The sequence below is a fragment of the Neobacillus cucumis genome (genome assembly GCF_002860255.1).
GTDB classification, from domain to species: domain Bacteria; phylum Bacillota; class Bacilli; order Bacillales; family Cytobacillaceae; genus Neobacillus; species Neobacillus cucumis_A.
The window spans coordinates 61,272-75,741 of record NZ_PGVE01000035.1 but is presented as its reverse complement, the minus strand read 5'-3'; the positions used below and the strand labels follow the sequence as shown (position 1 = coordinate 75,741).

The 14,470-nt window shown below is 36.5% G+C and carries 17 protein-coding genes; 4 read left to right on the top strand and 13 right to left on the bottom strand.

Annotated elements, in window-relative coordinates; all coding sequences use genetic code 11:
• Positions 1–16 precede the first annotated feature (16 nt).
• From CVD27_RS07765 to CVD27_RS07755, 3 genes are all read right to left on the bottom strand, one after another.
• A complete protein-coding gene (locus tag CVD27_RS07765; protein WP_101647327.1) occupies positions 17–445 on the bottom strand; it encodes a hypothetical protein in 429 nt (142 codons plus the stop codon).
• Between the two features lie 103 nt (positions 446–548).
• Entirely contained in the window at positions 549–788 is a 240-nt protein-coding gene (locus CVD27_RS07760; RefSeq protein WP_101647326.1) for a YlbE-like family protein, read from the bottom strand.
• Between the two features lie 23 nt (positions 789–811).
• Positions 812–1,225 carry a YlbD family protein gene (locus tag CVD27_RS07755; RefSeq protein WP_101647325.1) on the bottom strand — a complete coding sequence of 138 codons (414 nt, stop codon included), beginning with the start codon at positions 1,223–1,225 and terminating at the stop codon, positions 812–814.
• Positions 1,226–1,372: 147 nt separating this feature from the next.
• Between CVD27_RS07755 and CVD27_RS07750 the strand changes: the two genes are divergently transcribed.
• The gene (locus CVD27_RS07750; protein ID WP_101647324.1) at positions 1,373–1,858 is read left to right on the top strand and encodes a PaaI family thioesterase; all 486 of its coding nucleotides are present in this window, start codon (positions 1,373–1,375) and stop codon (positions 1,856–1,858) included.
• 16 nt (positions 1,859–1,874) lie between these two features.
• Positions 1,875–2,234: a hypothetical protein gene (locus tag CVD27_RS07745; protein ID WP_101647323.1), complete on the top strand. Its 360-nt coding sequence runs from the start codon at positions 1,875–1,877 to the stop codon at positions 2,232–2,234.
• Positions 2,235–2,603: 369 nt separating this feature from the next.
• On the opposite strand, the gene CVD27_RS07740 is transcribed toward CVD27_RS07745, so the two are convergent.
• Entirely contained in the window at positions 2,604–3,686 is a 1,083-nt protein-coding gene (locus CVD27_RS07740) for a CAP domain-containing protein (RefSeq protein ID WP_101647322.1), read from the bottom strand.
• Positions 3,687–3,863: 177 nt separating this feature from the next.
• Positions 3,864–4,298 carry a CBS domain-containing protein gene (locus tag CVD27_RS07735; RefSeq protein ID WP_101647321.1) on the bottom strand — a complete coding sequence of 145 codons (435 nt, stop codon included), beginning with the start codon at positions 4,296–4,298 and terminating at the stop codon, positions 3,864–3,866.
• Between the two features lie 194 nt (positions 4,299–4,492).
• Between CVD27_RS07735 and CVD27_RS07730 the strand changes: the two genes are divergently transcribed.
• Positions 4,493–4,852, top strand: a complete 360-nt coding sequence (locus tag CVD27_RS07730) for a YugN family protein (protein ID WP_101647320.1) — start codon at positions 4,493–4,495, stop codon at positions 4,850–4,852.
• 50 nt (positions 4,853–4,902) lie between these two features.
• Here the strand turns inward: CVD27_RS07730 and CVD27_RS07725 are convergent, their stop codons facing one another.
• From CVD27_RS07725 to cyoE, 8 genes are all read right to left on the bottom strand, one after another.
• Positions 4,903–6,078 (bottom strand): GNAT family N-acetyltransferase, encoded by a 1,176-nt coding sequence (locus CVD27_RS07725; protein WP_101647319.1) that lies wholly within the window; start codon positions 6,076–6,078, stop codon positions 4,903–4,905.
• A 149-nt stretch (positions 6,079–6,227) separates the two neighbouring features.
• Entirely contained in the window at positions 6,228–6,689 is a 462-nt protein-coding gene (locus CVD27_RS07720; RefSeq protein WP_101647318.1) for a DUF420 domain-containing protein, read from the bottom strand.
• Positions 6,690–6,793: 104 nt separating this feature from the next.
• On the bottom strand, positions 6,794–7,696 hold the full coding sequence (ctaG, locus tag CVD27_RS07715; protein ID WP_101647317.1) for a cytochrome c oxidase assembly factor CtaG: 903 nt from the start codon (positions 7,694–7,696) through the stop codon (positions 6,794–6,796).
• 133 nt (positions 7,697–7,829) lie between these two features.
• Positions 7,830–8,165, bottom strand: a complete 336-nt coding sequence (ctaF, locus tag CVD27_RS07710) for a cytochrome c oxidase subunit IVB (protein WP_101647316.1) — start codon at positions 8,163–8,165, stop codon at positions 7,830–7,832.
• A gap of 1 nt (position 8,166) precedes the next feature.
• Positions 8,167–8,793: a cytochrome (ubi)quinol oxidase subunit III gene (locus tag CVD27_RS07705; RefSeq protein WP_101647315.1), complete on the bottom strand. Its 627-nt coding sequence runs from the start codon at positions 8,791–8,793 to the stop codon at positions 8,167–8,169.
• Positions 8,793–10,658: a cytochrome c oxidase subunit I gene (gene ctaD, locus CVD27_RS07700; RefSeq protein ID WP_101647314.1), complete on the bottom strand. Its 1,866-nt coding sequence runs from the start codon at positions 10,656–10,658 to the stop codon at positions 8,793–8,795. Before ctaD ends, CVD27_RS07705 begins: the two co-directional genes overlap by 1 nt.
• 34 nt (positions 10,659–10,692) lie before the next feature.
• Positions 10,693–11,754 (bottom strand): cytochrome c oxidase subunit II, encoded by a 1,062-nt coding sequence (gene coxB / locus CVD27_RS07695; protein WP_101647313.1) that lies wholly within the window; start codon positions 11,752–11,754, stop codon positions 10,693–10,695.
• Positions 11,755–11,947: 193 nt separating this feature from the next.
• On the bottom strand, positions 11,948–12,886 hold the full coding sequence (gene cyoE / locus CVD27_RS07690; RefSeq protein WP_101647312.1) for a heme o synthase: 939 nt from the start codon (positions 12,884–12,886) through the stop codon (positions 11,948–11,950).
• Positions 12,887–13,518: 632 nt separating this feature from the next.
• On the opposite strand from cyoE, the gene CVD27_RS07685 reads away from it, so the two are divergent.
• The gene (locus CVD27_RS07685; RefSeq protein ID WP_101647311.1) at positions 13,519–14,427 is read left to right on the top strand and encodes a COX15/CtaA family protein; all 909 of its coding nucleotides are present in this window, start codon (positions 13,519–13,521) and stop codon (positions 14,425–14,427) included.
• The last annotated feature ends 43 nt before the right edge of the window (positions 14,428–14,470 follow it).

Below are 14,470 nucleotides of genomic sequence, written 5' to 3'. Positions count from 1 at the left end.
AAAGCGAAAAATCCTGTTACCTAGGGATATTTACCATAATTTCTTTTGATAATCCATATGGCTCATTATTTAGCTTCACAATTTCAAGCTTAAGCTTGTGCTTACCTGGTGAGAGACCTTTAATAATAAAAGCAGCGGAGGTAATCTCTCTACTTTTTTTCCCATCCACCCAGACCTGCATTTTACCAATCTTTTGCTTCGAACGCTCTCGATTTCGAAAGCTGATTCCGGTAACTAGGCACTCAATGTAGATTTGATTTCCTTTAATTTCATGTTTTACAAATAGTGAAGGAATTTCGTTATCGTCTTGATGAAACACCGACACCGAGGATTGATATATATTAATAAATTTTGGTTTTATCTCAGGTTTCGTGATTTCCCTCTGACAGCCCGAAGCTAAAAGGATGAAAAATATCAGAACATACAGTTGTTTGATTCCTTTCAATACTATCACTCCTTTTGGTGTATTGTTTGCCTCCTTTTCCTTTTTTAGTCGATTCATAAAAAAGCATAAAAAAGGCCACAAATTAAAAAATGTGGTCTTTTCGCTAACCTTGTGTTTTCATAGCCTGAAACATATGATACATCATTGAAGCCATTTGTACGCTATTAGAAAATTTCTCGACTTGGTGTGGAATAGTCTTTTTATAATGGTGTAACGAAGCAATTTCTAGCGATTGTAAATCATAAGGGTTTCTTGTAAGCTTTCTATACCATAAAGGCTGTTCTCGAATAAATTGTTTTAAATCCTTTTGACGTTCTAAATAATCTAGTACATCTCTTCGCATGGTTTAATGGTCCCTTTCCCTTTTTAATCTTTTCGAAAAACAAATGGATGCTTTGGCCCTTCTTGCGGCTTTAATGGTCCAGAAACAGAGTTAACATTTCCACCTTGAAATTGGGAGATAACGCCTTGGATCGCCCCTAATGCTTGACTTAAGTTATTGATATGACCTTGCATTTGATTAGGATCCATTTTTTTTACCATCCCCATGATATTGGATAGCCAATCGCCTTTGGAATCTTGTTCAGTTTTCGATGAATCTGATTCCTTATCAGACCCCATCGCTTCCCAGCGTTTATCCTCTTCCCCTAACAAATACCAATCCTCATATAATTCCTGCCAGGTCGCCTTTCCACTTCGAACTTCTTTAATGATTTTAGGATTATTTTTTACAAATTCTTTAAATTGGAGCACGGAAGGATGCAATTTTTTTTGCGTCATTTTCTTCTCACCTCTGCCCATAGTAATCGCCAATAATACAATATGTATAAGAGGATGAAATGTGAAACGAAATCGCACTTAAATAATTTATTAATCTCCCACTTAGTGGTAAGATGGCTACAGATAAGTAATGAAAGAGGTAAAAATATGAATGAAGAATTACGTCATTTATTAGAAAACTGTCTTGCAAATGGATCTGAAGAAGACCTCCTTGTCATTAAACAGCTGCTTGAAGGTGTTCAAAATAAGATTCATCTAAACAGGCGCACTTATATTGATGGAATCCTCCATATGGAACCAAGGTTTGAACAAGATTCCTGCGAAATTACAATCCCTATAAGCCCAATGATTCATAATAATTTAGATATTGTTCACGGTGGGATTACCGCAACTGTGTTAGATACTAGTATGGGTGTATTGGCAAATCGTTTACTGCCAGAAGGTTATGGTGCAGTAACCAATCAATTAAATATTCATTATATTGCTCCTGGAATCGGGGATACACTCCGGTGTAGAGCTGAGGTGATTCATCAAGGTACTAAGACAATGGTTATTTCTGGTGAGGCTTACCGCAGTGATGGAAAAAAGATCGCCCATGCCACAGGGACCTTCTTTATGATAAAGAAACCATAGGGGGCGTTTAATCTGTATGGTTACCGCCATAGTCGTTCCAATCATTTGCCTTTATTTTTTTTGGTTGACGAGAAAAGAAAGGAAAGAGCAAGAAAGAAAATGGCTGGAAGTTGGGGAGGTGCGTCAAGAAGCGGTTGTATCCGGGGAAATTAAAGGTATTGTAGAAGAAACACAGAAATTCTATTACCATCGCTACATATATGTTCAAACCATTAAGCTTCAAACCAGCACCAAAGTAATCAATGCCATAAAAAGAACTCCTCTTACCCAAGACAGAAAAAAAGACACTTTTACCATTGGTGAAACCATTCACTTATACGGCAGCTGGGAAGGGAACAATTTTTTATTTAATCAATGGGTAAATGAGAAAAGGTGACCAAATATCACCTCAGGCTGTCGAAGTACTTTCGGTAGCCTTTTTAATGTTTAGGGCTTTGCAACAAGTCTGTTGATTTGCGCTCCAAGCGCTTCGCTTTCCGCGGGCGTGACGGGGAGCCTCCTCGTCGCTTACGCTCCTGCGGGGTCTCCCCTGCCCCGTACTCCCGCTGGAGTCTTCGCGCCTTCCGCTCCAATCAACAGAGAGTATTAATAAAGACTGTCAACTCAATAAATAGTTAAAATAAGGTAAAAGTGCCAGTTAGCAGAAACAACAAATAATCGTAATTTAAAAGACAAAATAAAAAATTGCCGAGAAAATTCCCTTTCTCAGCAATCTGAGGTGACCAAATGTCACCTTTTCTTTGTTTTAATGATCTGCTTTACGGATAAAGTTTTGTGTATAGTACTTATCGTAAACCCCTACCCCAAGATGAGAGTACTCTTTACTTAATAGAGAATCTCGATGTCCTTTACTATTTAGCCAGCCTTCTACTACGGCAGGTCCATCTGTATAGTTTGCTGCAATATTTTCTCCGGCTGTTTGGTATGCAACTTTTGCTGTTTTTAAGCGATTAGCCAAATCACCGAATTTTTTTGAGGTATGAGAAAAATCATTGTTTTCAGCCATATCTCTGCTATGTTCAAAAGCGGCCTCGGCCGTTTTATCATCCCATATTAATGGTTTTACTTTATGCCTAATCCTTAGGGCATTGGTGATATCAAAAATTTGCTGTCCCGTACTTCGTTCAACCAAATTCAGCGTATCCTCACTTAGTACAGGTGGTTTGATCAGCTGCCCTCGATAAACTAGTTCATATGGACGTTGTTTAACCAAGGTCTCAGCATCTAGAAAACGCACACTTGAAAGATTACCAGTAAATTTATCAATATATAGCTGGACGTAAATATCCCCCATACGAACCATTGGCCGAAGATTTAGATCCGTATCATTTAGCTCAAAACGATAGGTGCTCCCATTTAATTCGAGGTTTATGTTGGTATCAAAAAATTGCGTATTAAATATTTCTTCAACTGGCTGGCCAATTTCAAATGGAGCAACATCTAAGCTTTCTCCTAGTGCAAATATTGTGACCACTCGCTTATTTTCGACGCCTACTTGAAAGTAGCGGTTATAGTTCTGATTGTAAATATACCATTGATAGCCAAACATAGATTCATCAATTCTTATCGGTGTTCCAAACTCTTTTTCAAGACTAGAAGCATCTTGTCCAATGAACAATGCCAGGCCTTCCTTTGGCTTTTCCAATGGTGTTTGACTTCCAGTTGGTTTGCCGGATTCCTGCGGCATGGATGGTTGCATTTCTGACGTATGATCTTCCTTTATCAGTACCTTACTATCATCATTTTTATCATTTATACTAACGTAAAAACCAATTGTTAGAAAAACAACTGAGAGTATTAAGATTCTGCTTAGAGTACGCAGCGGCACTCACCCTCTCTATAACAATTTCTATCATTATATGTATTGATAAAATAATTATATCATTTAAATCCTGATAAGTAAGAGACATTATCAAAAATGTCTGATTTATTAACACTTTAAAAATAAAACAGGCACATGATGTACCTGTTTTAACTGAGAAATCTTAATATTTATATAATAATTTTAATGCTGAACATTATTTTGGTTTTGTTCAGAAATCTCAGTAAGTGCGACTTTAGCCTGATCATCTGTTAGTTCACGAATAGCAAAATCCCCAAGGGAAACAATTCCTACTAATTTTCCATCTTCTACTACTGGTAATCGGCGAATCTGGTGATCTGCCATTAATTTTACTGCTTCCCTGGATGAAGTGTCTGGACTTACCGTTACCATTTCTTTACTCATAATATCTTCTACCTTTGTGGAACCGGGATGCTTCTCAGCAACCCCTCTAATCACAATATCACGATCCGTAATCATGCCCACTAATTTTTCCTGATCAACAATGGGTATAGCTCCAACATTAAGTTCTTTCATCTTAACAGCCACTTCAAAGATATTATCTAATAAAGTACAACACTCAATTTCGTCTGTCATAATATCACGGATTTTTTCCATAATTTTTTTCCTCCAAAGTATTTTTATTCCCCTTTTCAATAGTATAGGCTTTACCATTGCAAACGGTTTTATTCCAACAAATCTATTCATTGCAAGTTGCTGTAATTTCAACTATTATTAAAATGAATTCTTTTTTGCTTTAACCAATTTAAGGAACAAAGGCGCAGGGCAACTGTTTTTAGGAGGGATTTAGAATGAAATTCGAGAATACTGGAATTGAGAAGCTAAAAGCGGACTTAAACCGTTTAGATGACGTAATGGATGAATATGGTTTAGTTCGGGCTGGTCAATGGGATTATGACCGGGTTACATATGACCGTAAATTTGAACTAAAAGAAGGTGTCTTTTATCTTCGCGTTCAAGGTTTTGCAGTTGAGGGTGATGTGGATACATTTAAAGCAACGATTCAATTGCTCACTCCGCTTTTAGGAAAACATTATTACCCACATGGTGTGGAATATGGCGAAGGTGAAAATTTCCCTGCCTCTCTTGTAAATCAATGCAAAAGCATCATTGAAAAAATAAAGGAAGAAGTTAGTCAGTTCGCACTTTAATGTTTGATAGGCGCATGAAATTTTTCATGCGCCCTCCTTATATATCTTAATTAGAAGAAATCATAGAAAGCTGATTTCATTTGTGGAATCATTGTTTCGAATTGGTCAACATCTTGTTTTGACCCCTTTATTAACCCCATATTATAAAGCTCACATGGCCTTTTATAGCCAAATAGAATCGTTGATAACTCATTAATGGACAATCGTATCCCTCTTTTTGGCGGATTAACGCACTGACTTCCCTGTTTTGCTTTATATTCCTTGACTTCATCATTACCTACTAAGTAAGTTCCATTATTCCAAAGAGCAAAATGGTCTTCAATATGAAGAAAAATAGGCTCTGACCCCCTATTAAATGAGAATCTCTCTAGACACTCTTTGACATTAACAATTCTACACATAAAGTAGGGCATTATTTCTGTTTTTAATTTCGGCTGATTTAAGTAATATGGAAAAGGATCATGAACGGATGTTGTGACAGTAACATTTTCCACCATCGAATCATGCTGACATATAAAATTCCACAGCCCTTCTCGTGCTTCCTGATTTAAAGCTGCCATTTCCTGAATATCCATTTTTCTATCTTTGATATTATATAAAATATATCCAATTGCTTCTTTTAAAGTATTATAATAGACAGCCATTTGCGAATTATCATCATACACGTGTTCCTTCCACCACTTGGTATCACGGAATAGCAAACCTGTATAATTTTCACAATATTTTTGATAAATATCTTCTATTTCGCTTTGATGGGCAGCTTTAGAATAACGTCTAATTATACCGGGCTGTGGACTAAGGAATTTAAGATTCATTTTTTCTATGATGACTTTCTTTCTATCACTTAAAATTTCCCAGCCAAATTTCCGATAAAAAACAAAGTCAAAAGGAGCTAATAAAGAAACGATTTGTCCATCCTCCTGCATTTGAGATAAGGCTGCAATAATTAATGATTTAACATATCCACTGCGTCTATACTCAGGATAGGCAGCTACACCTGCAATTCCACCCATTCTCCAAACTGCTCCATTCATCGATACGGCTAGAGGTATGATATGTAATTTTGCTGCAAGCGAGCTTCCGTTTCGTATACCTAATAATTTATGAGATTTTAAATTTTCTAATCTAGCAGGAATCTTGTCCTCTGGCACATTGTATTGGAACGCATACTCAGAAAGTCTCAATGAATCCAAGTAATCATCCTCTTTAAGTAATTTAATATCCATAATTCCTCCTCCAAAAGTACAGTTTTAGGCTGCATTGTTTTATAAGTATTCAGAAAACTAAAAATGATGTAATAAAAGGTGCTAAAAACAGCACCTTTCTATTGCATAAAATTCAAATGTCCAATTAGCCCTGTTAACTAAGATTTATTTTAAAATCCAAGAATTGCCTTAATCATAGATGTTGTCTCTCCACCCTTATAAAAAACATATAACAAAAGGTAAACAGCAACTCCTGTAATGGCTGTGAAAAACCAGATAAAACTAGTAATAGGTCCGAGTTTGCGATGAATTGGCAGGTTATTCTTATATCCTGTTACTAAAGAAACAATCCCAAAGATCGCTCCAATCGTTGCTAAAGTAATGTGGAAAACTAAAAAGATCGTGTAATAAATTTTTATATCTGCTGGTCCGCCAAAAGAAGTGTTTCCAATAAATATGGTCCTAGTGGCGTATATGATAAAAAAGATAAGCGCAAAAATAGCAGCAACAAACATTGTTCTTTTATGAGCTTCAATTTTTCTTTGTTTTATTTGCCCCCAGCCTATCGCCACAGTGATGGCACTTAAAACTATAAAGGAAGTACTAATGGTAGGTAAGATCGGTAAATTCATATATATCCTCACTCTCAAATATTCTAACCCCATTGTAGTTTAGTTCTCTTTTCTTTTCAAATAATACTAGTAATTTCATAAAAAAAACTCCCTTTGTTGGGAGTTTATTCTAGAGTGGGATTTAATACATGTTTTTTCATTTCACGTTCAGATTCTTCCTGATCATTACGGTACCATTCAAAGAAAACTTGGCCTAAAACTACTGCAAAAATTACCTCTTGGATGATTTTCATTACCACACCGCCAAGTCTTTGATCTTCTACTGCTGACATGGAGCTAAATAGTTCTGGCCCTGTTAAATTTAAATTATCAAACATGGGACCTACACATAAACTCATTACCTGTGACCAAACCTTTGGATCATGGTAAGTTGCATATAATGAGTTATCCGAAAAAATAATCAGCGCACAAGCAGGAGTAATTAAGATACTGTTCACAAAAATATAAGCAACCTTTTTAATCCCTGTTAAATTTTTAAATTCGGGCAGCGGGCAAATCAGTGACCACCACATACCGATTGCAAATACAAACAAAATGATCGAATAACCCGCATGGAGGTATCTATTTTGCATGACGTGATCAAATACTATTGGGATATGATAGAAAGAAAAAAAAGCATTAAATAAAAGCAGTGCAACGATCGGTTTTGAAAACAATATAAATAAAGGTTTAATACCCTTTAGATTGAGAATTGTCCTCCATAGCCAATTTGGAATGGATAAAATAAACAATGGCGGAACTAAGAAAACTAACAAAACCATCGTAATTCCATGTATATAGAACATTAGATGTCCCATTAAATCCAGTGGTGATCCTTTTATGGCATATAACAAGACCATCGCTGTTAAAAATAAGCTAGCTTGTTTAGTTGTTAATGGTTCGCTATTCTGAAATTTTGTTCTAAATTTAGTAGTAATAAGAAAGAAAGCTAAAGTAAATACAAGCAATATAATTAAAAAGTACGGGCTCCAAAGGGCGTTAAAACCAAAAATATCTAAAGAAAGCACCCTGATCTCACCTCATTTAAGTTAAAGAATCTTGTCTTTATTATACATTTCATTAAGAGAGCACGCAAAAGATTAAATTTTCAAATCCTTAAAAAGAAAAATCGGCTTAAAGCCGATTTTTCTTTTTATATGATTACCACCAGATAATAGTTGTAAATGCCAATATGGCTGTTAAGGCTACAAATATGCCTGAAAAAAGAAATAGTTTTGGCGCTTCATGTCCTTTATGGCTCATATGCATGAAATAAAACAACTGAAATACAACTTGAACCACTGCTAACAAAAGAATAAATGGAACGGTAAACCAAGCAGTAAATCCTTTTACAGCTACCGCAGCAAATGCTACTAATGTTAAGAAAATCATTAATGTAAATGAAATGACTTGATAACGCATCTCTTCAGCGCTTTTTTTTCGACGGTATTCGAGATCAACTCTTGGGTTGCCTGAGCTTAATGGCTGATTTGTCATTTTATCCCACCATCCCCATTAAATATACTACAGTAAAGATAAATACCCAAACTACGTCAATAAAGTGCCAATATAGACTAGCAACATAGAATTTGGGTGCGTTGTAAAGACTCAAGCCTCGTTTTGAGTTTCGAATCATCAATGTTAAAATCCAGCACAAACCAAATGCTACGTGTCCTCCGTGGAAGCCTACAAGTGTATAGAAAGCTGAACCAAAGGCACTGCTAGTAAATTTATGACCCTCATGAACATAATTTGTAAACTCATATACCTCACTGCCAAGGAACCCTAAACCTAATAGAACAGTCACGCCAAGCCAAAGCATCATCTTCTTAAAAGCAAAATTTTTCATATGATACATAGCATATACACTTGTGATAGAGCTAACTAATAACAGCATCGTAGCCACAAATGTAAGCGGGAGCTCAAATAATTCTTTTGCTAAAGGCTGGCTTGTATTAGGCACCTTATCTTTTAACGCAAGATAAGTCGCAAACAGAGAGGCAAATAAAACAGTCTCTCCGCCTAAGAATAACCAAAAACCAACAAATTTATTTTTTGCTTCAAGGGTAGATCTTTCCGGCTCTGCAGGCCATGTTTCAAATGTCATTTTTTCTTCAGCGTGCATTATGCCTTAGCCCCCTTTTCTTCTTGTAATTCCTCTTTATGGATATGGAATCCATGATCGTCTTTGACAGAACGAGTAAACAATGAAGCAAATGTTATTAATAATCCGATTATCATAACAGGTAATGACCATGCCACTTTATCAGGATGATGCATTGCGCCAAAGGCAGCAATAAACAATCCTAAAGCAATAACAAACGGGATAAATGAAGAGTTAGGCATATGAATATCACCAAGCGGCTCAGCCGGTGTCATTCCCTTTTTACCTTCCATTTTTTCAATCCAATAAGCATCCAATCCACGAACTAATGGCAGCTGCTTAAAGTTATAGAATGGAGGCGGTGAAGAAATCGCCCATTCAAGTGTTCTTCCGTCACCCCATGGATCATTACCAACTTTAACATTTTTCACAGAAGTTAAAATAACATTATAAAGCAAGACAAGAACGCCAATCGACATAAATGCTGCTCCAACAGAGCTGATCATATTGGCTGTTTCAAAACCTTGACCTGGAAGGTAGGTGAATACACGTCGAGGCATTCCCCATAGACCTAAGAAATGTTGAATAAAGAAAGTTAAATGGAAACCGATAAAGAAGAACCAGAAAGTAATTTTTCCTAACGCTTCATTTAACATTGTTCCAAACATCTTTGGCCACCATAGATGTATGCCGGCGAAAATACCGAACACTACCCCACCAACAATAACATAGTGGAAGTGCGCAACAACAAAGTAAGTATCATGGTACTGATAGTCAGCGGAAGCAGCAGCAAGCATTACGCCTGTAACCCCTCCCATAAGAAAGGTAGGGATAAAAGCAAAAGCCCAGTACATTGGAGTAGTGAATTTGACACTTCCCCCCCACATCGTAAACAACCAGTTAAAAATCTTGATACCAGTTGGTACACCAATTGCCATTGTTGCAACAGCAAAAATAGCATTGGCAACAGGACCTAAACCAGTTGTGAACATGTGGTGTGCCCATACCATAAAGCCTAAGAAACCGATTAACACAGTTGCAAATACCATGGATGAATAACCGAATAGACGCTTCCTTGAGAAAATCGGAATGACCTCTGAAAAAATACCAAATGCAGGAAGAATTAAAATATACACTTCTGGGTGCCCAAAAATCCAGAAAAGATGTTCCCAAATGACCGTATTACCACCCATTGTAACATCAAAGAAATTACCTCCAAAAAGGCGGTCAAACATCATTAATGTTAAACCAACTGTTAACGGAGGGAATGCGAATAAAATTAACGCAGACGCAACAAATGTTGTCCAAGTAAACAGAGGCATTCTCATATATGTCATACCTGGAGCCCGCATATTGATAATTGTAACTAGGAAGTTTATCCCCCCAATTAATGTACCTATACCAGAAATCTGTAGACCCAAAACATAAAAATCAATCCCATGTCCTTTTGAGTGTAAAGCAAGTGATGCATAAGAAGTCCAGCCGGCATCAGGTGCACCGCCAAGGAACCATGAAAGATTTAGGAAGATTCCCCCGAAGAAAAACAACCAAAATCCTAAAGCATTTACAAAAGGAAAGGCAACGTCACGAGCCCCTATTTGCAAAGGCATAACTGCGTTCATAAATCCAATCAAAAGCGGCATCGCTGCTAAGAAAATCATCGTAGTTCCGTGCATGGTTAGAATTTCATTATATGCACCAGCACTTACAAAATCATTATTTGGTACTGCAAGCTGGATACGGATAAATACTGCTTCTAGTCCACCGACTAGGAAGAAAAATCCACCAGCGATAAAGTATAGGATGGCAATTTTTTTATGGTCGACTGTTGTTAGATAGTCCCACAATGTTGCGCCAAATCCCTTTTTTTGAGCAATGGTACTCACAATTTTACCTCCCTTTCAACCAATTCCCCTTTTATTACTGAACCTTTAAGCTCATTAAATAATCTGCTAAGTTATTGAGATCTTCATCGGTTAGTTTTTCTACGTTATACTTACCTGTCATCATATTACCTGGCTTATAGGTCTCAGGATTTTTAATCCAATTTTTTAGTTCTTCTTTATTATGATCTAAAATACCAGCAACACGTGATCTGTCACCAAAGTTTGTTAAGTTAGGTGCAACACGAGCAGTCTCAGGCATTTTGTTAGCAGGTGTTACAGCATGACAGCCGATACAGCTTTGATTAAATATTTCTTGCCCTTTTTGTGCTGAAGCAGTAGTGGCTTTTTGTGGTGCCTTTACATTCTGCATTGCAGTAACCCAGGCATCAAATTTATCCCGGCTCATAGCTTTTACTTTAAAATCCATCAAAGCATGTGATGGTCCGCAAAGCTCAGCACACTTTCCATAGAAAAGATTACCTGCTTCGTTTGAACGCTTATCATCAAACTCTAACCAGAACTTATTGGCGTTATCTGTATTGGTATCAATCTTACCACCTACAGCCGGAATCCAGAATGAGTGCTTAACATCCATAGACTTTAAGTTAAAATAAACCTTTTCATTTGTAGGAACAACTAATTCCTGACTAGTTACAATTTTTTGACCAGGATATTCAAAATCCCACCAATATAAATGCGATCTTACATTTACAATAAGTGCTTTTGTATTCTTTTTATCCATCTGATCTACATCAGCAAGCTTAAATGTTGACGCGACAGTCGGAACAGCCAAAATGAGTAGTAATAAAATTGGAATCGTTGTCCAAATAATTTCTAAGCGATGGCTTCCTTCAACTTGCTTTGGTATTTTGTCGTCTTTTCTTCTAAAACGAAGAAATACCAAAACAAAGATTACCACTACCACTAGGATGACTCCTACCATGACATAGGTACTTAACTTCATTAAATCAAATTGTGTGTCTGCAACTTCTCCAGCTGGTTTTAACGCTGATAAATATGGTTTACCACACCCGGAAAGTACGAGCGCTAACATCGCAAACAACGAAATCAGACGCCACCTTGCAAGCCTTTTCATGCTTAATCAAACCCCTCTTTCGCTAATGAATTCTAAAAAAATATTGCTTGGTCAAAGAAGTATGTAGAATGGTTCTCCCCTTCATTTGTGATGGAAGGCTGCTGTTTTACCCCTAAATATATAACAGACAACCATCATCTAATTAGGAAAAAGAAAAAAGTGTCTCTTTTTCCTGGTTTGAACCTAGGCAAAACTAAATTAATGTAACTATAACCATCGCCACAAAGATAATCGTTAAATATTGCAAAGAATAGACAAACATTAGTTTCGCCCACTTAATGTCATCTTTGACCCTATATCCATAAATCCCTAATACCAGCCAGCCTATATTTAATACGGTAGCCAGAATTAAGAATAGGATTCCTAACTTAGCAAGGAAAAATGGGATTGGCAGAAGCGCCGCCACCCAAACTAAAATATGGATCTTGGTTGTTTTAAATCCCTTAACTACTGGCAGCATAGGAACGCCTGCCGCTCTATACTCATTAACTCTCCTCATAGCAAGAGCGTAAAAATGAGGAGGCTGCCATACAAACATTAGTACAAACAATGCCCATGCCATAATATCAAGATTAGCATCAACAGCTGCCCACCCAATTAGAGGGGGTACCGCCCCTGAAATACTTCCAATTATAGTATTGGATACCAATTGGCGCTTGGACCAGAGTGTATAAAGGAAAACATAACTAAAAACTCCAAGCAGTCCAATTACTGTTGCAGTTATCGTAGTAAAGAATAAACACAGTGTTCCCAGTCCAATAAGCAAAATACCAAGAGCTAAAACTTTTACAGGCACTACTTTCCCTGTAACCGTTGGTCTTGATTTCGTTCTCTCCATTAAGTGATCAATATCTCTGTCAACATAGTTATTAATCGCACATGATCCAGCTATAATCAGAGAGGAACCAGCGACTGTAAAAAATACAATATCTAAATTATCTAAAAAACTTTGTCCGGAAAAATGAAGGGCCAGCCATAGACCAGTAAAGGTGGTAATTAAATTAGAATTAACAATTCCAATTTTTATAAGCGCCATAAAGTCTTTCCATGCTGTCGTTTTTCCGATTGTTCCATGCAGACTTGCAGCACCATTTTCAATGGCCGAATCTCCATATGCCTTAGAGTTGGACATATCATTTCCTCCTAATCCTACTAACAAATATTCACCAAATAAAGAACATAAATACTTGCTGATTTTTTTAATATATAGTGCTGACGGTTATCAAAAGGGGAGACCCTTTTATTTCTATAAAATCTACTACCAAAAAGTCGTTTAGCTTCTTAAAAAGCGTGATTTCTAAAACACTTTCTCTGTATATTAAATCACACTTTTGGCTATTTTTGTGAACTTTTTTTGAATAATTTTTGATCAAATTATGACAAAACGTTTAACAAACTAGAAAATCCTTACATTTTTTATACTTCATAAGATTCTTTAAACCTTTTTAGAAAATCAATGAAAATATCCGTATGTTTTATATTACTTTATATTCTTTTAAACGTACTTTTAGCATGCCTCTATATCTAATTTTACAGACTTAAAATGAAGATTCAACCCTTTTAACTGTTTTCACTATAATAATAGTGAAATATAGTTATTATACAGACTCCACTTTTTATTTAATAATTGTCATCTAAAATTCTGTTCTTTTTTGGATAATTTGGTTATGATTAATAAGGATTTTAAATCTAGTTACTTTTGCATTTATTATACTGTCAGGTTTATCCAATGACAAATCATTGAACTTTTAAGAGGTGAATTTTTTGCGGCGTTCGTTGAAATGGTTAGCGGTTGCAACTACAATCGCAATGATATTTATTTTAATAGGCGGTGCCTTGGTAACGAAGACTGGTTCTGGAATGGGTTGTGGCCGATCTTGGCCTTTATGTAATGGCAAATTTGTTCCCTCGGAAATAACCCCTGAATTGATGATCGAGCTTGCTCATCGGCTAGTATCAGGAGTCGGAGGATTTATGGTGCTTGCGCTCTCGGTTTGGTCATGGAAAGCCATTGGACATATTCGGGAAACAAAATTTTTATCATTACTCTCCTTTTTCTTTTTGCTTTTACAAGGATTAATTGGTGCAGCCGCAGTATTATGGGGGCAATCAAGCTTTGTCCTTGCTTTGCATTTTGGTATCTCTCTTGTTTCTTTTGCAGCTGTGTTCTTACTTACACTGCTTATATTTGAAATTGATAAGAAATTTAATGCAGAAAAACTTTATATTGATAAGCGGATGGGGTTTCATATTGTAGGTGTTTCTATTTATAGTTATATAGTCATCTATACTGGTGCCCTGGTACGACATATGAAGGCAAGCCTTGTATGTCTGGATTGGCCATTCTGCTCCAATAACACACTTTCGTTACCATCGGACATTTACCAATGGGTGCAAATGGGTCATCGAACGGCAGCGGGTCTTATTTTTATCTGGATTGCTTATATTTTTTACCTTGCGGCTCGTTTCTATAAGGAACAGAAGGTGATTTATTGGGGATGGATGATTGCTTTCATTCTGGTTACCTTACAGGTCATTGCAGGTGCACTTATTATATTCAGTCTATTAAACCTCTACATTGCACTCCTTCATGCCTTTTTTATCACCTGTTTGTTTGGAGTATTAAGTTATTTTCTTCTCTTATATTCGCGGTCACGGAGGAATCATCATTAAAAAAAGTTGCTGAATTACCAGCAACTTTTTTATTTCCTATTAT